Annotated in this window: 23 protein-coding genes, 1 tRNA gene and 2 rRNA genes; 13 read left to right on the forward strand and 13 right to left on the reverse strand. The window is 41.4% G+C overall.

From position 1 onward, the window contains the following. The 3 genes from ACKTT2_RS33690 to ACKTT2_RS33700 all read left to right on the forward strand — a co-directional run. Positions 1-353 (forward strand): 23S ribosomal RNA (locus ACKTT2_RS33690); the annotation flags it as partial. Between the two features lie 204 nt (positions 354-557). Next, positions 558-675: ribosomal RNA gene (gene rrf / locus ACKTT2_RS33695) — 5S ribosomal RNA — on the forward strand. Between the two features lie 605 nt (positions 676-1,280). Next, complete coding sequence (locus ACKTT2_RS33700; protein ID WP_407894997.1) at positions 1,281-2,192, forward strand: hypothetical protein; 912 nt, start codon at positions 1,281-1,283, stop codon at positions 2,190-2,192. Between the two features lie 2 nt (positions 2,193-2,194). Here ACKTT2_RS33700 and nadA read toward each other — a convergent pair whose 3' ends face one another. Beyond that, positions 2,195-3,169, reverse strand: a complete 975-nt coding sequence (gene nadA / locus ACKTT2_RS33705; protein WP_407894999.1) for a quinolinate synthase NadA — start codon at positions 3,167-3,169, stop codon at positions 2,195-2,197. 154 nt (positions 3,170-3,323) lie between these two features. Between nadA and ACKTT2_RS33710 the strand changes: the two genes are divergently transcribed. The 4 genes from ACKTT2_RS33710 (at position 3,324) to ACKTT2_RS33725 (ending at position 5,465) form a co-directional block, all read left to right on the forward strand. Beyond that, positions 3,324-4,253 (forward strand): TIGR04168 family protein, encoded by a 930-nt coding sequence (locus ACKTT2_RS33710; protein ID WP_407895001.1) that lies wholly within the window; start codon positions 3,324-3,326, stop codon positions 4,251-4,253. A gap of 71 nt (positions 4,254-4,324) precedes the next feature. Continuing rightward, positions 4,325-4,409 (forward strand) — tRNA-Ser (locus tag ACKTT2_RS33715). Positions 4,410-4,429: 20 nt separating this feature from the next. Next, the gene (locus ACKTT2_RS33720; protein ID WP_407895003.1) at positions 4,430-4,627 is read left to right on the forward strand and encodes a hypothetical protein; all 198 of its coding nucleotides are present in this window, start codon (positions 4,430-4,432) and stop codon (positions 4,625-4,627) included. Between the two features lie 451 nt (positions 4,628-5,078). Next, positions 5,079-5,465 (forward strand): type II toxin-antitoxin system prevent-host-death family antitoxin, encoded by a 387-nt coding sequence (locus ACKTT2_RS33725; RefSeq protein WP_407895005.1) that lies wholly within the window; start codon positions 5,079-5,081, stop codon positions 5,463-5,465. An 88-nt stretch (positions 5,466-5,553) separates the two neighbouring features. Here ACKTT2_RS33725 and ACKTT2_RS33730 read toward each other — a convergent pair whose 3' ends face one another. The 4 genes from ACKTT2_RS33730 to ACKTT2_RS33745 form a co-directional block, all read right to left on the reverse strand. Beyond that, complete coding sequence (locus ACKTT2_RS33730) at positions 5,554-6,696, reverse strand: hypothetical protein (RefSeq protein ID WP_407895007.1); 1,143 nt, start codon at positions 6,694-6,696, stop codon at positions 5,554-5,556. Then, on the reverse strand, positions 6,686-8,764 hold the full coding sequence (locus ACKTT2_RS33735) for a PIN domain-containing protein (protein ID WP_407895009.1): 2,079 nt from the start codon (positions 8,762-8,764) through the stop codon (positions 6,686-6,688). The genes ACKTT2_RS33730 and ACKTT2_RS33735 overlap by 11 nt, the downstream gene beginning before the upstream one ends. 10 nt (positions 8,765-8,774) lie before the next feature. Continuing rightward, a complete protein-coding gene (locus ACKTT2_RS33740) occupies positions 8,775-9,230 on the reverse strand; it encodes a hypothetical protein (protein WP_407895011.1) in 456 nt (151 codons plus the stop codon). A 405-nt stretch (positions 9,231-9,635) separates the two neighbouring features. Beyond that, positions 9,636-10,514 (reverse strand): hypothetical protein, encoded by an 879-nt coding sequence (locus tag ACKTT2_RS33745; protein WP_407895013.1) that lies wholly within the window; start codon positions 10,512-10,514, stop codon positions 9,636-9,638. Positions 10,515-10,849: 335 nt separating this feature from the next. Here ACKTT2_RS33745 and ACKTT2_RS33750 point away from each other — a divergent pair, with 335 nt between their 5' ends. From ACKTT2_RS33750 to ACKTT2_RS33760, 3 genes are read left to right on the forward strand one after another with little or no spacing between them, the layout of a single operon-like run. Continuing rightward, positions 10,850-11,119, forward strand: coding sequence for a hypothetical protein (locus ACKTT2_RS33750; RefSeq protein ID WP_407895015.1), 270 nt, complete (start codon positions 10,850-10,852; stop codon positions 11,117-11,119). Beyond that, complete coding sequence (locus ACKTT2_RS33755; RefSeq protein WP_407895017.1) at positions 11,116-11,415, forward strand: type II toxin-antitoxin system VapC family toxin; 300 nt, start codon at positions 11,116-11,118, stop codon at positions 11,413-11,415. The genes ACKTT2_RS33750 and ACKTT2_RS33755 overlap by 4 nt, the downstream gene beginning before the upstream one ends. Further along, positions 11,390-11,569: a type II toxin-antitoxin system VapC family toxin gene (locus tag ACKTT2_RS33760; protein WP_407895019.1), complete on the forward strand. Its 180-nt coding sequence runs from the start codon at positions 11,390-11,392 to the stop codon at positions 11,567-11,569. Before ACKTT2_RS33755 ends, ACKTT2_RS33760 begins: the two co-directional genes overlap by 26 nt. A gap of 449 nt (positions 11,570-12,018) precedes the next feature. Here ACKTT2_RS33760 and ACKTT2_RS33765 read toward each other — a convergent pair whose 3' ends face one another. Continuing rightward, complete coding sequence (locus tag ACKTT2_RS33765) at positions 12,019-12,561, reverse strand: helix-turn-helix domain-containing protein (RefSeq protein ID WP_407895021.1); 543 nt, start codon at positions 12,559-12,561, stop codon at positions 12,019-12,021. 659 nt (positions 12,562-13,220) lie between these two features. Between ACKTT2_RS33765 and ACKTT2_RS33770 the strand changes: the two genes are divergently transcribed. Continuing rightward, entirely contained in the window at positions 13,221-15,512 is a 2,292-nt protein-coding gene (locus tag ACKTT2_RS33770) for a DEAD/DEAH box helicase (protein ID WP_407895023.1), read from the forward strand. A 236-nt stretch (positions 15,513-15,748) separates the two neighbouring features. On the opposite strand, the gene ACKTT2_RS33775 is transcribed toward ACKTT2_RS33770, so the two are convergent. Next, on the reverse strand, positions 15,749-16,657 hold the full coding sequence (locus ACKTT2_RS33775) for a S1 RNA-binding domain-containing protein (RefSeq protein ID WP_407895025.1): 909 nt from the start codon (positions 16,655-16,657) through the stop codon (positions 15,749-15,751). Between the two features lie 134 nt (positions 16,658-16,791). Continuing rightward, on the reverse strand, positions 16,792-17,535 hold the full coding sequence (locus ACKTT2_RS33780) for a dienelactone hydrolase family protein (RefSeq protein ID WP_407895027.1): 744 nt from the start codon (positions 17,533-17,535) through the stop codon (positions 16,792-16,794). A gap of 202 nt (positions 17,536-17,737) precedes the next feature. Here ACKTT2_RS33780 and ACKTT2_RS33785 point away from each other — a divergent pair, with 202 nt between their 5' ends. Together ACKTT2_RS33785 and ACKTT2_RS33790 are read left to right on the forward strand one after the other, a co-directional pair. Next, positions 17,738-18,724, forward strand: a complete 987-nt coding sequence (locus tag ACKTT2_RS33785; protein WP_407895029.1) for a GntR family transcriptional regulator — start codon at positions 17,738-17,740, stop codon at positions 18,722-18,724. A 54-nt stretch (positions 18,725-18,778) separates the two neighbouring features. After that, positions 18,779-18,997, forward strand: a complete 219-nt coding sequence (locus ACKTT2_RS33790; RefSeq protein WP_407895031.1) for a hypothetical protein — start codon at positions 18,779-18,781, stop codon at positions 18,995-18,997. Positions 18,998-19,666: 669 nt separating this feature from the next. Here the strand turns inward: ACKTT2_RS33790 and ACKTT2_RS33795 are convergent. From ACKTT2_RS33795 to ACKTT2_RS33815, 5 genes are all read right to left on the reverse strand, one after another. Further along, a complete protein-coding gene (locus tag ACKTT2_RS33795; RefSeq protein WP_407895033.1) occupies positions 19,667-21,739 on the reverse strand; it encodes an AAA family ATPase in 2,073 nt (690 codons plus the stop codon). Beyond that, positions 21,736-21,909, reverse strand: a complete 174-nt coding sequence (locus ACKTT2_RS33800) for a hypothetical protein (RefSeq protein WP_017750052.1) — start codon at positions 21,907-21,909, stop codon at positions 21,736-21,738. Before ACKTT2_RS33800 ends, ACKTT2_RS33795 begins: the two co-directional genes overlap by 4 nt. 203 nt (positions 21,910-22,112) lie before the next feature. Further along, complete coding sequence (locus tag ACKTT2_RS33805) at positions 22,113-22,592, reverse strand: hypothetical protein (protein WP_407895036.1); 480 nt, start codon at positions 22,590-22,592, stop codon at positions 22,113-22,115. A gap of 9 nt (positions 22,593-22,601) precedes the next feature. After that, positions 22,602-23,216 (reverse strand): hypothetical protein, encoded by a 615-nt coding sequence (locus tag ACKTT2_RS33810; protein WP_407895038.1) that lies wholly within the window; start codon positions 23,214-23,216, stop codon positions 22,602-22,604. Then, positions 23,206-23,961: a TIGR04255 family protein gene (locus tag ACKTT2_RS33815; RefSeq protein WP_407895040.1), complete on the reverse strand. Its 756-nt coding sequence runs from the start codon at positions 23,959-23,961 to the stop codon at positions 23,206-23,208. The genes ACKTT2_RS33810 and ACKTT2_RS33815 overlap by 11 nt, the downstream gene beginning before the upstream one ends. Positions 23,962-24,171 lie beyond the last annotated feature (210 nt).

The raw sequence follows: 24,171 nt of genomic DNA on the forward strand, positions 1-24,171 counted from the left end.
TGGGCTGTTCACCCGTGAAAGCGGTACGTGAGCTGGGTTCAGAACGTCGTGAGACAGTTCGGTCCATATCCGGTGCAGGCGCAAGAGCATTGAGAGGAGTCCTCCTTAGTACGAGAGGACCGGGAGGAACGCACCGCTGGTGTACCAGTTATCATGCCAATGGTAGACGCTGGGTAGCCAAGTGCGGAGCGGATAACCGCTGAAAGCATCTAAGTGGGAAGCCCACCTCAAGATGAGTGCTCTGACTATGAGAATAGGTAAGGTCACAGGTAGAACACCTGTTAATAGGCAGTCGGTGTAATTACAGTAATGTATTGAGCCAAGTTGTCCTAACAGACCGAGCACTTGACCTCGATGAAGAGGCACGGAGCAGGGTGAAGGGAGCAGGGTGAAAAAATTCCCCAATTTCTTCGGGCCTGTTTCAAGCCTTGGTGGTGAATCGCGTTTCTGTGCAGTCTTCAGGGTTTTGTGAAGGTGGCAGATGGTGAATGGTTAAGGTTGATGTGAAATTTATTTCCCTTCCCCCCTCACCCATCCCCCTTCCCCCTACCTTCTTGCCTGGTGCTAATGGCTCAGTGGTACCACTCTGACTCCATCCCGAACTCAGTTGTGAAACATTGATGCGGCGACGATAGTTGGCGGGTAGCCGCCCGCAAAAATAGCTCGGTGCCAGGTTTATAATTGCAGCAAAGCCCTCTTTCCTCTAGTTAGGAAGGGGGCTTTGTTTTTGCTCTTAAAATCTTAACTTGCCGGATCTTGTGATATAGCTTGAGTATCTTGATATAGCAATCCTATCTGATTTATGAAACACACTCATAGCATTTTTTCATGTGAATGAAGTACATCAGTAGGGGCGGCGGCCTTGCGCCCTTACAATAATCTGTACCTCACGCTTGTTACAATCTGCTGTAGGTGGGCATTGCCTACCCTACAGTGCTTAATGATTTTTCAGAATGATTTAGGACTGCTATGGAAAATATAGAAGTAGGACAGCATACTCCATATGAGGGCTTCTCTTCTAAAGTCTTTTCATCGTATTGTATCGAGCGCTCTTAAATGTAGTATGTGTATTATAGATCTAGAGTCAGAATTCTAATTATTATTAACTTAATACTAGTCCTCAATAGAATTGGGTATGACTGCATTTACTTTATAGCAAATGTGGCATCCTTAGATTTTTACACATAAAATCTAAATCAAGACAAAACCAAAATTTTTTAAATAAATTTGTTTGTCAATTAATTCAGGGTTAAACAGCTATTACATATCCACAAATGGAAATGGTAGATCGGATAAATGATATCGCTTGGCAAGCTCACCAAGGGAGCGTTGCTGCAATTATTCAAGTGTTAAACGAGCGACTCGCTAATTCGGGCGTCAGAACCAGAGCTATTTTTGACGCTGGTGTTTTGCAATTACTCTGTGAGGCACGTGCAGTAGATAACCTCGAACAAAGAACTTTAGTTGAGCAAGTCCAACAAATTCTTGAGTCTATTGCACCGCGCAACATTTATCGCGTCAATATCAATAGTCGGATTGTTCGGGAACAGCAATTGCTGTGGTTAGAGGAAATTAGTCGCGACTCGGAGAATCAACTGCTTTGGTCTCAGGAAATTACGTTGGTTCAACCTAATGTTATCGAGCAATTAGTGAAAGATTTTAAAGAGCGAAGAAAAGAACAAGGTAGGGCTGTTTTACTCAATTCCCAATCTTCTCGTCTTGTTGTAATTAATAAAAAGAACAAATTTAGAAATTCTACTACCAAAAAATTGTTAGGAGGAGTTAGCTTTACCGTATTTTTACTGTTGCTTGGTTGGGTTGGTTATACTTTGTTTCTAAATACATCGAAGAATGTCGAGCGAGCAGAAACTCTAAATTCAGTGATTCCAGCAGTAACGGATGGAGGCAATTTTCCCAGTCAGCCTACTACTAGTGGCTCAAGTGCTTCTACCTCATCTGAAGATCCCTTTTCAGCAGCAGTAAGGATTGCTAACCAAGCTTCTGCAACAGGTAAAACGGCTCAAACCTCAGTTCAATGGTTAGATTTGGCTGCGCGATGGCAACGAGCATCAGAATTAATGAAATCTGTACCGCCAAACCACAGCCGTTATGAGGAAGCTCAAATCCGTACAAAACTCTATAAGAAATATAGCGAAGCTGCTGAAAAAGAATCTAAGAAAAACCCTTCTTAGTTTTAAGCACTCATCTCTAGCATCCTCTGAATAGGTTTCAAAGCAGCTAAACGAGTCTCCTCTGGTAAGGTAATTTCTGGAGTTCGATTTTTCATCGCCCAGTATAACTTCTCTAAGGTATTTAATCGCATAAAGGGACACTCGTTACAAGCACAGTTGTTTATCGGCGGTGCGGGTATAAAACGTTTATGGGGCGTTTGTTTTTGCATTTGATGAATGATCCCCGGTTCTGTCGCCACAATAAATTCTTGAGATGGGCTTTCCACACAATACTTAAGTAATGCTGCTGTCGAACCAATAAAGCTGGCATGGCGCAATACGCTTGTTTCACATTCTGGATGAGCGATCGCTTCTGCTTCTGGGTGGGCAATTTTTAGCTGCACTATTTTCTTTTCAGAAAAAGTTTCATGAACAACACAGCTCCCATCCCACAATACCAAATCTCGTCCAGTTTGTTCCATCACATACCGCCCTAAATTTTTGTCAGGAGCAAATATGATGGGCTGTTCTTTTGGTATTTGCTGGACAATTTTGACAGCATTGGAACTAGTACAGATAATATCGCTAAGTGCTTTAATGTCAGCAGAGCAGTTGATGTAGGATACCACTATATGGCCTGGGTGTAAAGCTTTAAAAGCGGCAAACGCCTCGGCTGGACAACTATCAGCCAAAGAACAACCAGCATTGAGATCCGGTAACAGTACCATTTTATCTGGATTGAGAATCTTTGCCGTTTCTGCCATAAAGTGGACACCAGCAAAGACGATCGCATCTGCTTTTGTATTGGCTGCAGCTTTGGCAAGCTGGAGCGAATCTCCTATAAAGTCTGCAATATCTTGAATATCTGGTTCTTGATAGTAATGTGCTAGGACAATCGCGTTGAGTTCTTTTTTAAGAGACTCAATAGCTGCAAATAAATCCAGTGGTAGATCGCCCCGTTCCGTTTTTCCACGTTGAGCTAATGCGGTAGTAAACACAGTTAGGTTGTATTAGAATTACAAATTTTTGTATCGTGGATTCAATTATAGTAGTTTTTACCAAAAATGGAAGGCGGGTAACCCTCCTTCCTTGGAGTTGTGTCAAAACTCCATAAGTTGCCTATGCTAAAAACAGATATGCTTGGAAAGTGGCATGACCAGTCAGAAAACAAACTCAAAAACCATAAAAATTGCTGTAGTAGGAGACGTTCACGACCAATGGGAAGAAGAAGATGGCATTGCACTCAAGCATTTGGGCGTTGACCTAGTGCTATTTGTTGGTGATTTTGGCAATGAATCGGTAGACGTAGTGAGAGCGATCGCATCCCTCGACATTCCCAAAGCAGCAGTCATGGGAAACCACGATGCTTGGTACACTGCCACCGAATGGGGACGAAAGAAGTGTCCTTACGATCGCACTAAGGAAAACTGGGTGCAACAACAACTTGATTTGTTAGGTGAAACCCAAGTTGGTTACAGTAAGTTGGATTTTCCCAACGGAAATTTAACTGTTGTTGGTGGTCGTCCCTTTAGCTGGGGTGGACCTGAGTGGAAATATACCGATTTCTACCAACAATGGTTTGGAGTGACTAGTTTTGAGGATTCCACAGATCGCATTGTTGCGGCTGTAAAGAGTGCGGCTCATGAAAATATCATTTTTATCGGTCACAATGGACCCACTGGGCTAGGCGAGCGTCCAGAAGACCCCTGTGGCAAAGATTGGCATCCCATAGGAGGTGACTTTGGCGACCCCGATTTGGCAGAAGCGATCGCACAGTCGATGATTGCTGGTAAAACCATTCCCCTGGTCACATTTGGTCATATGCACCACACCTTGCGGCACACCAAAAAAGAACCGCGAAAACGTGTATTTACCAGCCCAGAAGGTGTTGTTTACTTAAACGCTGCCAGTGTACCTAGAATTATGGAAACTAATCTTGGTAAGCAACGTAACTTCTCAATTGTTCTGTTAGAAGGCGGTTCCATCTCTCAAGCCTCCCTTATTTGGGTAGGAGAAGATTTCTCTGTTGCCTCAGAAGAAATTCTTTATAAAAAACCCAGTCCAGTAGTGCAAACTGCCTAAAGATGATATATACTTAGAAACTGGTCAGCTAATATTGCTGACAGCTGACAGCATATAGCTGCAGCTTTACTGGAGAGGTGGCAGAGTGGTCGATTGCGTCCGACTTGAAATCGGATGATGTGAAAGCATCCGGGAGTTCGAATCTCCCCCTCTCCGTTTAAAGATGTTACATCTCTATGTGGCTACTAGGTAAAGCACCACTAGATTTCTATCGACAGCTTGCTTACAGCTCTTGCCGGAGTATGCTGGGAACTGATTACTCAAGTTCCTCTGCACTCAAACATACCCAGAGCCACAGCTACACTGCTGTTTTGACTTGTTGCGGTGCAGGTACATCTGGAACTGAATCATCTTGCAATCGAACAGACATATAAAGCCATCTGCTTTCCTTCTTATGATGACAGCACAAATGTTGAAATCTTGCAGAAACGGTCGAGACTGAAAGAATGGCATCCAACCAATTCCAGGCAGCCTGACTTTATTTCCTTTAAAGGTAGCATCCCTTGCCGGATAAGTAAAAGAGCGGAACATACCCTGTCATTTTATTTTAGGATATTTGCCCAAGCCTTGAAAGAAGAGCACAAATGCAGCATTTACTTGCTTAAGCATTTGTTGCAAGACGTGATAGCAGACTTCACCGTACCACGGTCTTTCTTGTTGGAGGTCAACCAAATTAGCATCCTGTTGCGTTAAAGGACTACGTTTCTTGCCCTTAGTTGTCCAAGTCCAAGGATTGCCGTATAAAGCACCTTTACTGACTGAGCTAAAAGCTGGAATGTGTAATGTTTTGGAGATAGCATTTCATAAAATGCTTTATTTGGTGCTATGGCAATCAAGATTAATCTCGCAAATATTCAAACTCTTACCGACCTCAAGCAAAATGCCAAGGATTACGTAGAGCGGATAAAAGCAACAAAGTCTCCACTTGTGTTAACGGTTAATGGTAAAGCTGAGGTAGTAGTTCATGAGGTACAAGCTTTCCAGGAGATGATGGATCGGCTTGAGAACGTTGAGAAAGAACTTCAAGCATTAAAGCTCGAAGCATTACGGCATGAAATTGAGCTTGGGATTGAACAACTCGATCGCGGTCAATATACCGAATATGACGAAGAGTCGCTTTCAACTTTTTTTGAAGATAGCAAAGCACGAGGAAGAAAAAGGTTGGCAGAGAGAGACGCTTCACGAGTCGGTATAGGATTTCTACTCAAGTAATGCAAGACCTTGAGGAAATTTGGAACTATGTTGCTGAACACAACCCACAGGCTACCGATCGTCTGTGTTCCGTTACAAGCTAAAACTGTTAACTAGCATTAGCGATTGATTCATTTGCTTTCTCGTACAGTGCATTAAGGTAGTCACGCTGTCGAACACCTTGAATGTTACTACCTTTTGACAGTTGATAGAATAGTAGCCGTGCAGAATCCTCGTTCAAAAGGGTTTCATTTCCACTGTGCCATTGTTTGTCTGATACCAAATTTTTCGCTTCTCTTTTTGCTTGTTCGAGGTAAAAGCGAAATAATCTTACAGCCTCTTCTTCATTTCTTAAAGGGGTTAGTTGAACTTCATTTGAAAGACGACCCCTAATAGCAGGAAGCATTTCCCGATAACGGTTAAGAGCATCTGTAGTTAAAGCAACCATCAAGAAAAGGTATTTTGGAAGTGCATCGATTAAAGCACGCAAAGCTGATAAATATTTTAAAACAATAGTTTTAGAAAGGCTGAAATCTTGTTTTTCTAGTTCGTCTAAAAGAAGAAAAATTCCTGCTAGAGTTTTCATTTCTGCACCAAAATAAACAAGATCGCGTAATGCTCTTGTTTTTGCCTCTACAGTATCCAAACGGAAATTGACATTTAGTTCATTCTGATGAACTTTCCTTACAGGCATTCCTAAAAGCCATTGATGTGCTAATGATAAACGAGAATCAAACTTTTCTTCAGATTCATTTTTAGCATCTAAGAGAGCTTGAAGCATCAGTTTAATTTCAACTGTTCTAACAAACTCTAATAGCTGGTCGAGATCGTTGACTTGTTTTTCTGATAGTGCATTAATTGACGAACGTAAGAAATCTTTTCCAAGATTTTCAAAAAGCGATCTAATTAATGGATCAAAAGAAGGTTCTGGATCTGCTACGTAGCGAATTACAAAAAAGCCAAGTGGACTAAGTTTTTCACGCAAAGCAGTCTCATAAGCGTTCAGAAGATTCGTCTTGCCAATACCTTGGCTAGCAGTAATGGAAATTACGTGCGATTTGCGCTCGCTGTAAAATATTTTCACCGCAGTATCAACTTGTTTGTCCGCTTCTGTAGGCATATGTGGATGACCACTAGTCTGCCCAGCACTAGGGAAAGGGTTGGTTAACACACCAAACTTTTCGTAAAGTAACTTCTGACTCTTTTCTGGGGTGTCAACAACCTCGTCTGTAAATAGATTTTCAAGAGGCATTTTTAGCTCCTTCTACCTTGATACGTACCGTTGCTGTACCAGGTATGAGAAAATCACCATGATACAGAAAAATTTTCTCTAACTGAGGAATTGCATCACTTATTTTAAGAATCCAGAAATTATGCTGTTCAAAGCGTGTATCTGGTGTAGATCCTTCAACATATACATCTAATAACTTTTGAAACCGTGCCTTTTCTAAAAGTTCTCTAACAAATATAGGATGGATATGATGGCGGAAAGCCAATTCTTCTAACCAAAGACCCGTAAGTACCCACTCTGTATCTCCCTGAGAGCAAATCAATTTATAAACCTCAACTGCTACATTAGCAAAATCCGTTAGTTCTGGTTTGTTGTCAGTAATAACAATTCCTCTGTTAGTTATGTTCAGCCAAGCACAAGCAGCTTCACCCAGCCGAATATAAGTTGATTTTGCTTTATTTCTAAGGGGCAATTCTTTATCATGAGGTTCAACAACCTTGAGTCTTTTAACATAATTATAAACTTTCTCAAATGAGGGTATTTTTCTCAAGTAATTTAAAAAACTAGTAATATCTCTACTTAGTATACTTTGCCAAAGTGACATTAGGGATTGTGTAGATTTAATGCGATCGCCATGTATTTCAATAAACGAGCCACTGCGGAGGAAGTTTTTATATAGGTTAAAACGCTCTTGATGTTTTAAGCCTATTGTTGCTTGTGCTATTTCAGTTGTTAACTCTCTTGTCTCTACTAAACTTTTAATCAACTGAAACATTCGATCTGGGCTAAATGCATAGCCTTCAGGTAAAAGATCTGTATTTAGGAGAGAAGATGAACTCGTTTGTTGTTTACTTGCGGTTACATCAGGTACAAATGCAAAAGAGCTAGTATCTGGTTGTACCGAAATAATGCGAGTAGATGTTCCCGGAGCGAACTGGCCCCACAAAAGATCGTCCTTAATATGAAGTGGTTGCCAGGTCACTCCCTCAGAACTAGGAATCCCCCATAATTGTAGTGAGGCATTCGTTTCAGGATTGTGTATACGAAGACAACCAAAAGATACAGCTAACTCCCACAATAGAGTAGTCAGAGAAACAGTATAAAGTGATGGTTTGAAGGGGTGAAAAAGAGTCCCAGTAAGTGTTCTACCATCAAATTTAGGGACAGAACGAGCTTGAAAAAACAATACATCAATTCCTTCAGCCATAGCCATTCTAGCCATTCCTCGATCGCTCGTTAGAAGAGCAAGGGGATGACTGGGACGAACTTCTGTTTGAAAACGCCTAGCTGTTTCCACAATGAGACGATCTGCAAAACTCCTAGTAACGTTTTGTAGCCCAAGAGCTTTGTCTTCAGAATCGCTACTAGATGTCACAATGCCACGCAGGGGATCGGCTCCCAAATCACCTCGCTCCATTTCTGCATCTGAATGGAACTCAAGACGTAGCAACGTTCTTTGTCCTCCTTGACTAAGCAGATGTTGACGAAGTGTTGCAGGATTGCTTTGAGCTTTCTTTTTATTGTCACTACTCCATCGAATTTTAGACAAGTAATTATCCACTTGAGCTAAGATTTCCATATGAACTATGGCTGGTACTTTTATTCTTGCCCAAGGGGTGAGAAAGCGACATACAAAATCTAGTCCTCCTTGGTGAACTGCTGATGTATCTGTCACGATAGTTATTGGTCGTTGTAAAGGTATTCGAGAAATTGTTTCAACATCAAAAACAGGTAAAAGTAGCAATGTGCGCCGAATAACGTCTTGTAAACCTTCCCGAAAAGCTTTTTCAACACTTTCTTTGGGGTAACTAGAAGAATCTAGAAACTTAAAAATATTTTCCCTAAGCTTATCTGTGGTTGGTAGTTGCCATTCAAACCCACCGAATTTAGCAGCACAAAACTCATCGTATCGAGTTTCAGTTTCGGAAACTTGTCCTCCTGGGTATAACCAAATTCTTCCAACATTAACCCATTTGTCTGTTCCGAAACAGATATCCTCCCCAAGGTCTATTTCAAACAGATTTCCTTGGCTGCCTATTTCGGCAATGAATTGAAGTGCTTCTTGTTGACTAAGCAACCTGAATTCCATGTTTTCCTCTTTAGCGCAGCGATACGTTAACACCTGGAACACCAACAAATGTGTCATATATCCACTGAATGTGCTGGCGTAACGCTAGAAGGTGATGTTGACGAAGATTTACATTTCCTCCATTGCTTAAATATCCGAACTCTTCTGAATCACCCCAAGATGAGTCATTTTTGCTAGATAATATAGTGTCCATGACTTCAATTGCTTGCTTAAGATTCTCTATTCCACGTTCATGAGGTGGTCTTGCTAGAGCAAAATTTTCTATTAATACCTCCCGTAGTTGCTGGGTTGACTCAGTACCAATGACAGAACCAAAAGGATCGCTAAACGGTTCCCACAAATAAATGCATTCTTGGAAAGAAGTAATATCTGCTAAACCGTTCTTGTTAGTGTCCAAGTATTCTCGCTGCCAGCGACAAGGTTGCCAAACACGCAACTGCAATTGGCTTGAACTATTACTACTCATTATGCTGCTCTCTAAGTATTGATGAAAATTACGCTAAAACTCAAATATACTCTGTGTTTATTGATGAAGAGTTATACTCTATATCACCATAAACTTAAAATGATAGAATAATTCTTAGGGTCTATGTATTAATCCTTAATAATTTTTGATAAAAATTAATACTTGTTCGCACAAACTCAAAATTTTAACAATCATGCGATATATCAAATCAAGGTAACGCGAACACATTCACGAATTTATCAACAGACGGGATGAGGGAGATCCCCTCTGTCCTTAGCAATCCAATCTAGTAGCACCATACTACAATTTCTCAAAATTGATTTGAGGTCAAAGGAGGTTAGTATATGGCTATCGCTTCTAAAAACCTACTCAAACCTACTTAATATGGAGTCAATCTCAACAAACTCAACTCCACGGCTGCTGTCTCCACCCTAATTTCCGTCTTACTGATGAAGTATCCACTTGAGGCATATGAATCTCTACAAGCTCTATGGTTTCTCGAACCAATGCTTCAAGTTCATCGATCGCTACAGGGGCTTCATGATGAAACAAGCCTTCGAGACGAGAGGCAAGATTTTCAGGGGCAATTTCCATTTGCTCAATGAATCTCCTCATTCGCTTGAATTGAAACGTTGAATAGTACAAACGGTTTATTCCAGACAATACACCGAGCAAGTTCTGGGCTGACTCAACGAGGATTTGATAGTACCAAAGCGTTGTATCCCTTCTAGCAAGCTTTTCCCACATTCCCCAAATTGGGAAGAACGTGAGGTAATGCTCGACCATCTTCTGTGCAAGGTCATCGGGATAATTTGTAATTTTGGCTTTCCACTTCTGAATCAGCGTTTCGCCGTACAATGGAATTCCAATTAGTGTCCCAGTCATCGTTTTCATCATTGGAGATTGAATGTCAGACCCAGACAAGATGATTGAAATTTCCTTTTCCCATTGTGCGATCGTTGCGTGAGCAAACTGAAATTCAACCCCGTTTACAAAGTAAGTCTGACCAATCGCTCCCTCAAAGCGTTCGCGAAGCGGCTGCTTTGCAGCATCGCCCAAAATGCCAAGCAACTCTGAACCATGATTTTGCTGACGTGCAAGCTCTAATTCCTCGTCAGAAGGTAATTCGTCGTAATAAATGCACACCTCGCAATCTGAATATTCATCGCACAGCCCTTCCGCGACTGAGCCAGTAACCATGACCGCTTTTGTTTTCGAGTTGGCAATATAAGCTTCGACATTGCGTTTTGCTAATTCCAATAAGTACTGAGTTCTATCAGTCATGAATGGTTGTGATTTGGATAAAGTATACATCCATCATGGAATACTGAACCATAATGCAGTACAGAATTGTACTAGCTAATTATGTTATTCTTAAGCTGATGGAAACAAATTTAAGTTCCAACCCTTGGTATCTGGAGTACCAAAGACGATTTTCTCTGGGAATCACAGATGAAAGATTCTGAACAATACGTATCGGCTGAGTGGTAGTACGAGAGGATTGAGGGTGCAGGGCATTAGTTTATGCTTAAGCGAGCGCAACAAATAAATCAACTATTATTGAATTGGTTGGCAAAACATACTTAAGCACATTTTTCATAATTTCAGGAGGTCTGTAAATGGCTACCCTTCATAACCTATATTTACCCGATGACTTGTATGAACAGTTGCAAGAGTTAGCAGCGGCAAAGGAAAGTTCGCTTGATGCCCAACTCATTACTCTTCTGCAAAATGGCTTATTGGTAGTTCAAAAGCAGAGAATGGCAGAACAGAAACAGCAGAATGTCGCACAACTTTTGGAGGAAAGTCGCCGTCGTCGCGAGTTGTTACCAAAAGATATCGAATGGCCAGATAGTACAGCTATGATTCGAGAAGACCGCGATAGATGATGACTACCATTAATTACGTAGTAGATACCAGTGTATTTATTAAGCAATTTATCCCAGATCCACTGTCACAAAAAGTGGATCTATTGTTGTCATATGTTGATAATACCCACTTTAAATTCTTTGTACCCGAGCTGTTCTATATTGAGTGTACTAACACTCTTTGGAAATATGTTCGAGCAAGGCTTTATCCCACTGACAAAGTTGCAACGGATCTAACTACTCTCAAAGGATTTTCTTTAAATGTTGTTTCGACAGTTGATTTAATGGAAGATGCAGCACAGATTGCGATATCTTAATGGAATTTCTGCTTATGATGCTTCTTACGTTGCCCTTTCACAGCAGGTTAATGCTACGTTACTAACTTTAGACCAGCGCTTAGTAAGAGCTTTAGCTTCGACAGCTTACAACGTTTATTCATTCAATGACTTTGAGGTTCCGCCACTACCGTGAAGAGAACATTTAACAGATATAACAGATGGATGTTCTTATCGACCGTACAAATAAACCATCCGTTGTATCTGTTACCTAATTTGTTACTATCATTTGCGTCTTTACATAGGATTTATAAAATTTAATTTTTGACAAAATGAAGTGGGTTTGACAAATTTTAGTCGAACATCAGAGCTAGAAGAGAAAAACATACGGAACTTTAAAACCTGAAAAACATCTAGATAGAACAGAAGCGATCGCTGAAATTGTAAATCCCAATTTGAAAAGACAACCGACAGTCTGGTGAAATTAAATCCAAGCAAGGCTTGTTGAATCCTAACCTCGAAAGTCTTATAAGTAGTTAGGTATAAATAAACCGAACTAGATTACAAGCAGGTAAATAGACCGGAAATCCTTACCAATGATGAATGACTAATGACTAATGACGTTAATTGTGCTGACTTACTTAATCAATTGCAATCCATCAAACCAATTGCTGATTGAAATTCAGCCTCAATTTTCTCTGTTTCTCGGACTTCCATGAGTTGACTTTCCAAAAATTCATTAATTTCTGCAACAACGATACAATGTTGTAGCTTAACCCCTAAAGCATCTGCTACCTCTATCACAGTGTCAAAACTAGCGTTTTGATAATCATGTTTTTCGTACTCTTTAATATGTTCTTCTGTTAATTGAGTCAGTGCAGCTAGCTCTTTCTCTGTAATTTTTTTAGCGAGTCTCACTTTAATCAAAATCTCTCCAATTTCATCCACGTTAAGATTCACATTTTGCAAGACCAAAGAGTTCTCTGGATTGTGATTTTTCAGATTTTTATACTCTGCTATTTCTGTATGAAGATTTTTAATATGAGCATAATAAGAATCTATTAACAGTTGCCAACCGTCCGGATCTTTACGCCTTTTTTCTTCATTTTGATATAAATTCATAATGGCTTGATGGAATTTCTCAATCCACGATTTAGTGACCATTAATTGATACTCATTCTTAATCATTGTTTCCTCTCCGAAAAATTTTCATTGTAACGATCGCTCTATTTTGTTGTCTGTCGATTAATTCAGTAACAAGATAAAGTTTTTATTTAGATACGTGAGGTTTCACATCTCTAACTTTGTGCAAGTTGAGACGCAAACGTGTTGATTTTGATGCAAATCAACTAGATAAACTAGAGTTTTTTAGTTGAGTTGCACCTCAATTTTCTCTATAAAGAAGTATGTTTCAGGATATTTTCGCCCTTCCCTAAAACGGCTTTGACATTCTGTCGTCACCAGAATCGAAGAAGGAAAGCCCGCCACATAAGACATGGGGATGACTTTGAAAGTTTTTCACCAAGTAAATCATAATAACACGCAAAGACGCCAAGACAAACTTTTTGAGGGCAGTTACTACAACTGGTCTAGTTAGGAACTGACTTCTTTACACCAGATCTTTACAGGAGAGGAAGAGGTATTGTGCAACAATTTCGATTGCCACACACCCAAATTCCTGTCAAATTAATTTACACAATTTTCTTATTTAATCTAGTACATATACTTATTTTTTCCAAAATAAATTATCCGTAACTTTCCTGTATCAAATAACAGATTACCTGTGTTAGCTTGCTAAATATTCAGGGTGCTGCCGTGTCAAAAAAATCACTACAGGCAGGTACTCAATGACAATTGCTAACGAAGAACAAATTAGCAAATTTATTACTACCGAACCGCTAAAAGCTAGTCATGAAGCGGGCGAACAAAAAGTTTGGGACTCTATCAAAAATGCTTTTTCCGATAGAAAATGCATAGCTTACTGGCGTTATCCCATTTTCTCCAAGGTGGGTAAAGTTCGTAAAGAACCTGATATTCTAATTGCCGATCGCGAGTTTGGTTTATCGGTCATTGAAATATTATCAGTTACCATTGACCAAATTACTGGTATCATCGGTGGCGTGTGGCAGTTGCAGAACTGTGAGATTGCACAAGCAAATCCCTATCAACAAGCCGAACATCAGTTACGCGCTTTGATTGCCTACTGCGATAAGCCGGGTACGGCTTGCGTCGGCGATCGCGATGCAAGTCCCACGTCCGAACTCGAGCCTTCCTACTCCGTTAAAGGCGACTCAAAGGAAATTCAAGGTGAGGCACATGGAGACCGCGAATCAGATCTTTGGCGCAAGGTTAACGGACGAGCTATTGTTGCACTTCCCTTGATTACCCAAGAACAATGGCAACAAAGGGGCTTTGACCAAATACCCAACTGTCCTCCTTTAATTTTTCAAGACCAATTAAGCAAAGTCAGTTGTGTTGAACGATTTCAACAAATTTCTGCTGTCGTTCCTGGAGAAAGCTTAGAGGATAAAGACTGGGAATTGCTGCTGTCTGTGGTTAGCGGTACACCAGTCCATCGCAAAGACACGAACCGGACAACATCTGCGATTGCACAAAACAGCCGCGCTAGAGTTATGGAAAATCTGGAGCGCAAACTATACGAAATTGATTTGCAACAAGAGCATATTGGCAAAGAAATACCTCCAGGACCTCAAAGAATTCGCGGTATTGCAGGATCGGGAAAAACAGTCTTGTTGTGTCAAAAAGCAGCGCATATGCACCTCAAGCATCCAGACTGGGATATTGCCATTGTGTTTTTCACTCGCTCTTTGTATGACTTAATAATTGAACTTTTGGATCGATGGATTCGCCGCTTCAGCAGTGGTGAATTAACTTACGATCCAAACACAAATCACAAGTTGCGAGTCCTTCATGCGTGGGGCGCAAAAGAACATCCTGGCTTGTATGGAACAATTTGCGAGTTCCACGGTAAAAAACGCAAGAAAGTAGCAGATACAAAGGAAAGACAACCCAATCGAGGTTTAGCAGAACTGTGTAAACGGCTGCAGGAAGAGATCGCTATTCAACCTATGTTTGATGCTATCTTGATTGATGAGGGTCAAGATTTGGTATCTGAAGCCGATTTGAAATTCGACGATAAACAAGCAATTTACTGGTTGGCTTATCAGGCGTTGCGACCCGTAGATGAAGAAAACCCAGAAGAACGCCGCCTGATTTGGGCGTATGATGAAGCGCAGAGTTTAGATAGTATGGCAGTTCCGAAGGCAAAAGAAGTCTTTGGCGAGAAATTGGGAAATATTTTGAGCAAACAACCCCAGTATTCTGGCGGTATCAAGCGTTCCGAGGTCATGCGTCGCTGTTACCGCACACCAGGTCCCATTCTCACAGCTGCTCATGCTATCGGTATGGGTTTGCTACGTCCACAGGGAATGCTTGCAGGTATTACAAATAGAGATGATTGGAACAAAATTGGCTATGAAGTCAAAGGAGATTTTCGACGAGTTGGCAAGCCAATTACCGTGCATCGACCAATTGAATATTCGCCTAACCCCATTCCTGAATTTTGGGACAAACCTGTTTTAGAGTTTCACACTTACAGTTCTCGACGAGAAGAATTGCAGGCGTTAGCTGATAACATTATGCATAACGTCATGTTTGACGGTCTCAATCCCAGTCGCGATATTTTAGTCGTGGTTTTAGGCTCTAATTCTGAGGCGATAGAATTGGAAGTTGATGTTGCTGGCTTTTTATTAGACCATAGTATTGATGTTTATATTCCCACAGCTTTAAACTTAAATGACTTGACTCCCCAATGGCCTAATAATGACCCAGATAAATTTTGGCATGAAGGAGGAGTCACAGTGTCCCGTACCAACCGTGCTAAGGGACATGAGGCGGATATGGTGTATGTGGTTGGCTTTGATAATGTGGCTCGCAATGAAAGTGATGTGAATTACCGCAACCAGTTATTTGTTGGTTTAACCAGAGCAAGGGGTTGGGCTTGTCTGAGTGGTGTCGGCAATTATTTAATGTATGATGAGATGCGGCAAGTAATTTCTAGTGGTGACACTTTTACATTCACTTACAAGCGTCCGCCAAAGCGGGATATTGGGGATTAGGGATTGGGGATTAGGGAACTCGGGGCCCCCTCTGGGGATAAGGGGCAATGGGGATTGGGAATAGCAAAGAAAAATAAAAATTGAATTATTTTAAACAATGCTGAATTCCCCACACGCTATGCCCGTAGTGCTAACTTATGTACGGGCGCAATGCAAGAGCGCCCCTACTAAACCACTAACTCACCGATCGCTGGTCACCGGTCACCGGTCACTGGTCACTGGTCACTGGTCACTGGTCACTGCTCACTCGACATCTTGTTTCTAGCTCGTTCAGCGCGGGCTTCAGCCGACGCCATCACATCTTCCATATTTTCCAAGATTTCGCCAGGGAAATTTTCCAAAACTCTTGTAGAGAGGGCTACTCGACCTTTTCCTTCGTCTAAATCTAGGATTGTAGCTTTGATGGGCTGACCAATTTGAAATACGTTTTCTAGATTCTCAATAAATTTCTGGCTCACTTGTTTAATGTGGAGTAAAGCGCTTGTACCATCTACATCCACAAACACTCCAAAAGGTTTGATCCCCGTTACTTTTCCTTCGACTAATTGTCCAACTTCTAATGTACTGAAGTTTGCAGAACGTGCTGCTACTCGTTGTGAAAGTATGAGTTTATTGGTGCTACGGTTCACTTCTAAAAAACCTGCACTCAAGGTTTGCCCTTTGAGTGCTTCTAAATTATCGCGCTCTGTGAGGTGCGATCGCGGAATAAATCCTCGCAAACCCTGAACGTCAACAGTAACGCCACCTTTATTGAGATTATTTACCCGTACCTGAACTGTCTGGGAATTTTCTTGCATTTGCGCCAATCTATCCCAGATGTGCCTAATTTCCAGTTGCTTTCGCGATAAGGTGACTTGACCTTCGGCATCTTGATCGCGGATAATCAAAAATTCTTGCTCTTCATTTAATAGCAGTACCTCCGATAAATCAGTAACTGCTCTCAAAGAAGCCTCATCGCGGGGAATATAAGCTGACGATTTGCCACCAATATCAACGTAGGCTCCATCTGGATCGATTTGGAAAACTTTGCCATGTACCACCTGTCCTTTTTGGAATTGGTAGTCGTGTTTTTCCAGTGCCTTGGCAAAATCGTCCATTGTAAAAGACGAATCGGCTTTTTGAGAAATTTTCGCGTCGGAGTTCATGACTTATAAAGACTCATTGTTAATTGCTAACAGCTTTCTTGTTAGTGGTTAGTAGGGGCGCAATGCAAGAGCACCCGTACAGTGGTTAGTGGTTGAAAACTAACAACTATCTACTAACAACTAACAACTATCTACTAACGAATTTGTGAAAACAGTTGTTTCACTTGCTCCCAAGCATCGGCTGCAGCTATTGAATTATAACTGGCACGTTGGTCGCAGAAAAATCCGTGGTCAGCTCCATCGTAGCGAAACACGCGATGAGAAATTTTGTATTTTTCTAACTCTGCTTCAATTTGGTTTACGTGTTCTGCGGGTATGCTGGCGTCTTCCATGCCAAAGAAGGCGTAAACAGTGCCTTTGATTTCTGGGGTACGAGTTATGGTAGGATTCCCATCCCCTGGTGTACGGGTGGGAATACCTGCACCGTAAAAAGAAGCTGTCGCTTTAATATCTGGTAGGGTTGCGGCTAAGTAGGCGACATGACCCCCAAAACAAAAACCTATACAGCCAATGCTATCCTTTTTAACTTCATCGACGGTTTTTAGATAGTCAATGGTTGCTTGAATATCAGCTAACAGTTGTGGTGCGGTTGTTTGCTCCCAAGCGTATTTTTTACCCACTTCTATGTCTTGTGGGGTGTAACCCGTCTCAAATCCAGGGGCAATTCTTTGAAACAAGGCTGGTGCAATGGCTACATAACCCTCTTGAGCTATACGTTCTGTAACATCTCGAATGTGGGAGTTGATCCCGAATATTTCTTGTAATACTACGACTCCTGGGTAAGAACCTGGTTCTGAAGGCTTTGCTTGGTACGCATCGATTTGTAAGTTATCTTGCGGAATTTGAATTCTTGTGGTAATTAGCGATCGCTCTGCCATAATAGTTTTTACCAGTACTGTGTGAGTATAGAGATGTCGCTCTACGCTAGAGCTATGGGCTATCCCCGATCAATTATCAACCACCAGTAGCAACTGCACCAGAAATTTATAATAATCGGTTTGAATTTATAAGTACTATATTTAACGATTGGCAGAGTGCAACTGGTTTTATGTAACCACCACCACACAGGAGAGATTGTTGATGCTTCAATTCCGAATCCAACCGGACAGTGAAATACCCGCATCCAACCAGCTGTTTAACCAAATTCGGTTTGCGATCGCATCTCGGCAATATCCACCTGGATACAAATTACCGAGCACGCGGGCGTTGGCAATGCAGACGGGGCTACATCGTAATACAATTAGCAAGGTTTACCGCCAGTTAGAAGATGATGGATTGGTAGAAAGTCTTGCTGGTTCTGGAATATATGTCCGCGCCCAAGGACATGAAGGCGGTAGTAAACTGCAATCGCCAATCCTCAAACAGTATCCCCAAGCCAGCACAGTTGTACAGCAAGCCCTTGATGAACTCCTCTCCCAAGGTTGTACGCTGAGCCAAGCACGGGAGTTATTTTTAGCAGAAATTGATTGGCGCTTGCGCTGTAGTGCGCGAGTGTTAGTTGCAGTTCCATCGCGAGACATTGGTGCGGGAGAACTGATGGTCTATGAATTAGAACAAGCCCTCAAAATACCAGTACAGTTAGTACCGATGGAAGAATTATCTGCTGTTTTGGATCAAACTTCCTCTGCTACAGTGGTGACAAGTCGGTATTTTATTGGTGATGTAGAAGTAATTGCAGCACCTAAAGCCGTGCGTGTAATTCCCCTAGACATCCATGACTATGCCAAGGAGTACACTTTATTTAAAGGTCTCCCAAAAGATAGCTGTCTTGGCATAGTTAGCATGAGTTCTGGAATTTTGACTGCCATGGAAGTGATTCTTCACGGTTTGAGGGGGGATGAAATATTGATTATGACAGCACAGCCAAAAGATACTTACAGACTTCATGCAATGGTCAAAAGAGCACAAGTGGTTTTTAGTACAGATCAAGTGAGTTATGCAGCCGCCCAATCAGCCTTGCAATCTACTATGGATGATATCATTCGTCCGCCAAGACTGATTTGTGGCGACAATTATATCGGTTCTAATTCGATTAGCTTGCTGAAACGAGAGTTAGGTTTGGGTTAGCAAGTTCTAAATAAAAAAATAGAACTTACACAAAGCCCCCCTTTTTAAGGGGGGTTGGGGGGATCTACAACGTGTGATACCAAATCCGTTTTTATAAAGCTAGCACGGCTGAATGCTGCTGGTGCTGTCATCCGCAACATTGCCTTAAATGCAGCTTTTCTAGCCGCAGATGCTGGTGAGCCAATTCAAATGAAGCACATGGCTAGTGCGACTTTCAGCGAATCTCTCAAGTCGGGGTCAGGGCTAATTGATTCTACCAAAGGTTGGGTATGAAATCAGGGGTTAGGGAAAAGGGAAAAGGGAAAAGGGAAGAGGGATTTTCACGATTGGTTATGAGATTTTTTCATCGGGACTGCTTCGTGTGGTAGGCTGAATGCGGGAGGCGGAGCCTCTGGGAAGGCATTCCCAGGCGGAGCCTGGGAACGAGGTGAACGAGAGCTGGGTTTGGATTATTCTCAGATTCCCGAGAAGTTCGTGATACGGAGTAATTCGTAAGAAATCGAAGTAATTCGGTTTTTGACTTCACCAGACTCAATGTAGAATTGTTAATTCTACGTTATCCCTTCGGGTTCGCCAGTTGCCTACGGAGGGAGACCCTCCTTCAGCACTGGTCTCACCGCAAGGATTTTAGTCCGCTTAAGAGTCAGGACTTAATGAAGTTAGCCAGCTTCAAGCGTCGGAGAAGGAACATGGCTGCTCACGACAGTGCAAAACCGTAATCCATTTATAAGCTCTTAAGCCGTGTCAAGGCAAACAATACCCCTTCGGGGAGTGCTCAAACGAGCAATGTAATCTAGAGTTTGGGAATTAACCAAACTCTAGATTGCTCTAAACTATCCTAATTTTTTTTGGGATACAGTTTTACTACGATTGACCATGATTTCTTACGTTTTTAACTTATCTGGTAACATGACAACTTCTACGAAGTCGGGGATCTAAAGCTTATCCTCGACGATCTACTTCATAAATCTCTGTATATTCAAACTCGTTGGGGCTTTGTCTCACTAAAGGATATCGTTCCCCATCCAATTCAATATAATCTTGTTCGCAGTCAGGTTTAGAAGAGTAGTAAGTCAGTACATATTCTCTACCGATTCTGTCTGCCATTTCTTCTTCTACTTCACCTCGCCACTGTGTCTTGGTAACTAATACAATCAACTGATTTGCCAATTTAGGAATTGTCTTGGCAGTTTGTCTGCGAGAAATAACATCTAAACTTCCAAAAGGTGAGTCCATCACAATTGGAAAGGCGCTGCTATCAGGAATCATCAGCATTTTTCTTTTTTCACTCCATTCCCGTACCCTATCGATAATGCTGGCAATAAACGATAAGCTTAAAATCTGATTTTCTCCTGTTGAAGCAGCAACCGGCATTTCTATACCAGCAGTGTTCTCTACTAACGTCAGTTCGTATTTCTCACTGATTTTGGGTATATAAGGTGTAAAGGAAATTTCGCTAAAAATTTCTTGTACCCGCTTTTCTAGTTGAAATCGGAACTGCTTCTCTTGTCGTTCTCTCACTAAAGTTAACCTGTCTATAGCATCTTGAGTAGCCGTAATGCGTCGTTGTGTCAGGACTTGCTTTTCTTCGTTCAATTTCTGCTTGGCTACTTGCTTGACTACTACTTCTAACTCTGTTTTAAAATTCGCAATTTTCTGCTGATTTGCCCCTTGCTCTAGTATTAAATGTCTGATTTTTTCTTCTATTTCATCCAATCGCTTTTGTAAATTGCTAATTTCTTCATTGGCATCTTTTCTCAATCTTTCTTGAATATTGTCTAACTCATTTTCAATTTGAGAGATCGTTTGTCTGAGTTGATTGATTCTTGCTTGCTCTCTATCGACTTCTTCCCAAAAGCTAGTTGCTTGCTTATCAATTCCATCGACTTGTGCCAACATACGAATCGCTGTCTCTTCTACCTCAGAGGAACCGACTCTCGCTAACAATTTTTCTATATTCTCGTAACCTTGGCTACCTTTTCGGAACTTGGTTCCGCAAATACATTGTTGAGAAATCAATAAGTCGTTGACAAATTCTTTGGAAATCCCAGAGGTTAATTCCCCTTTCTCTTTGAAAGCATGAACAATTTCTTGAAACTGTAATGCAGTTCCAGAAAGTAAAACGGTGTAACCTCGTGCGGAAATAATTTTTTTCAGTGTGTCTCTAGAGTCTCTAAGATTTTGTTGATTGAATGATTTTTGCTTTTCTAATTCTTGACGCCTTTCTTCTAATTCCTTAGCAGCACTCAGTTCTCTAAATCGAACACTTGTCTCTTTTTTAAAAGTTTCTTGATATTCTAGCTCTTGTTGAATTTCTAATTGTCTTTGATGAATATTATCTAGTTCATTCTCTATTTTTTCTTGCTGTTTTAATAACTGTTTGATTTCTAAATCGCCAATGGATTTTAACTCGCTTTCTAAACTTCTTTTAGCTTCGATTAAATGTTTGATAGAACGATTGATGACTTCTACTCCTAGAAAAATCTTGGTGGCTTCGGCAATTTCTGCTTTTTTGTCAGAACGAACTATCTTTTCAATCCGTTCGCCATCGAAGAAGAAATATTGATGTAAACTGGCAGGTAAAATTTGATTGATGATATCTTCTGGGTTTTGGGTGGGAAAATTCCAGATCCCATCAGCATTGGCAAATTGTAAATATAATTCTGTTTTGCCTGTATCAAAATCAGTTTCATTTTTATAGGCACGAAACTCTCGTTTGACTCGATAGCGTATGCCTTCATGTTCCCATGCTATCTCGACCCAGCACTCTATGGGTTGACCCGATTTTGCTTCAGCGATCGCACGCTTATTGACTAATTGTTCGGACGATGCAAAAGCGGCGCTAAATTTCTCATAGAGCACCCAAGTAAATGCATTCAGCAAGCTTGTTTTTCCAGAACCATTATTCCCGTGAATGACGGTTGTGTTACGAGGATCTCCAACCGCGAGAACAATTTCTGGAGTTTTACCATAAAAAGAGCGAAAGTTACACAGTTTAATGGAAAGCAGCTTCATCTGACAACTTCCTTCACAATTGCCAAAATGTCATCATTAATATGACTGTTAATTTTCTTATCGAGTCGGCTTTTTTCCAGTTGCCATACACGCTCAATAATTTGCCGCACTTCTGGTGTTGCACTGGTAATTGGTTCTTGAACGTAATCAATATTGAGTTCTTTCGCCATGTTGCTTTCAAAACAAAGTCGTCTGTATATTTTAACTGTTTGTTAGCTCTTTACCATCAGTGAAAGTGCGAGCAATTATTCTTTATCAAAATTTGAAGATGAGCGCCTGTTGTAAGGCAGAAGTAAGGAAGCAGATGGCAGAAGGCTTAAAAGCTTCATCAGTACTTAGTGACATTAGAGGCAGCGATCGCGACGAGGTTTGCCTAATGGTCAGAGCTGCTGAGGTTCCGTAATTCATACGGCTCAATTTCCCAGCCTTGCTCGGCAATCCTCTCGGTTGCCAGACGTGCTAGCTTTTCCGATACTTTTCTGAAGGTATTCCGATTCTGATATGCTGGAGATGGCTCAATTTGCGCGTGGGCTGGATTGTCCGCAAGCGGTCTTGGACAGACATCAATTTTATAAGTCCAAAGCTCCTTGCCTTTGGCGTCTTTCTGAACGATATCATCTATCACCCGAATGTCACCAGCAACTAAACTCACCACAGCATCATTTGGGTTTTTCTGTGTCCATTGTGGGTCATAATTGCAAAGTTTTGCCCGATCTACGGAGGGAGCTTGCCCTCTATCAGCAAATGCCTGCGAGCTAAGTCGTACTCCGCTTTCCTCAAGGTAGTAATAGCGATCCGCACCGTGAAAAACACACCGATACAATAGCTCATCATCTGCAACTACATCATTCACTGCCAACCCCTACGAAACTAGCCATTTCCAGAGATTGAGAATTTCAACGGATGATGTTGCTAAACCATCCTCCATTTCGTTATCGATGTCACGTCCCCATACTTTAATGTATTCTGCGGTATTACCTAGAATATAAACAGTTATTTTCTTATTCTCGTACCACCATTCAAAGACGATTTCCGAGTCAACACCTAAATTTATCAGTGGCTCATGCCACCACATTTGCTTGTCTAAAGCAGTTGCACGCAGACGATCTAGCCATTCTATTGCGTAGAGAAAAGTCTCATTCGCTGCTCCCAGGCTAGAAATTTTTTTGTAAGTTTTGTGAACTGCTGGATTATTGAGTCGCTCCGAAGCTTGAGAAGGTTCATAATTTTTAGCCTCAAGAACAGCCATAGCCTTTTGAAACCTGGAATTTACGACTTTAAGTCTATCCGCCCAATTTTTCGCGGTTAAGGTTCTGCTAGAAAAGTCAATATTTATCGATCTATGGACTGACGTGCTTTGTATGCCTTTCAGCGATTGCAGGAATGAGTCTCTAGTTAATTTCTCGTTTTCACTAAATAGCGGTGTTGTCCCTAATTTGCGATCGCTATACGAATAATGATAAGTTTTAGTCCGCATCGAATAACTCCCTAGTGCGATCGGTAATCAAACTTTCAAAGGCTTGCCCCTCCCTCTGTTTTAATTCATTCAAGCTAGAAAGCGCTTCTTCAGGGGCTAAAGAGTCATCTGTCCATTCTTGCGAAATTTCTAAATCAAGTAGAAATTCGGGTTTCTCAGTAGGGTCTGAAGTGTCTGATAAGGTTAATGCTAGCTCGATCGGAAGATCCTCATAGATTAACTCAGTCCGATTCAAGAATGCTGATACCCGAGTCGAAATCCCATCTGGAACCTGAGGGTATATGGTGAAGTACTGACTTAAATCAATGTCCTGTTTCTCCGGAATAACTATTCGATTTATGTATCGCAAAGCAGTGCGCTTCACTCCAACAGGTTTTACGACCTCTAAATAAACGTCGAATGCTTGAGAAATTCTTCCTCTAAACTCGTCCCATCCTTCATAAGGGCGAAGGATGTGGATACTTAGAACATCAGGTCCCACGCCTACCAATCTTGTGGCATTTGCAGACGGAAACAGTAGTTTGGTTACTCTCTGCGTTACGGTAATTTCGGAATTTTGAGGCTGAGGAATTGTTTGGAGTTCAGCCGCAACTAAATGCTGCTGTTGTGGTTCACCCGTGTAAAAGTCTTTGATTTTTTCATAAAATAAACCTGGTACTGTAAGATTCCATGCTAGACCCGGAGCAAAGCGAAACTCACAGACTGCTTCTTCTATAGGCGGGTTACGATACTGTCGCTGTGCCATATATTACTTAATTCTGTTCCTGGAAACCTCACACTACCAGTAAACTACAATTCAAGGTTCAAAATGATGAACCTCTTTACCGATCTTAGGTTAGCCAAGCTTGGCTTTTAAAAAAGTTTTTGGAAAACTCACAATTCGCCTCCTCTTACTCCGAGTGCTGCAAAACGATCGACAGATCCCTGCGGGGATCTGAGCTTCAAAATCCCTAAG

It is taken from the genome of Scytonema hankhaensis NUACC26 (assembly GCF_045865695.1).
Classification (GTDB): domain Bacteria; phylum Cyanobacteriota; class Cyanobacteriia; order Cyanobacteriales; family Nostocaceae; genus Scytonema.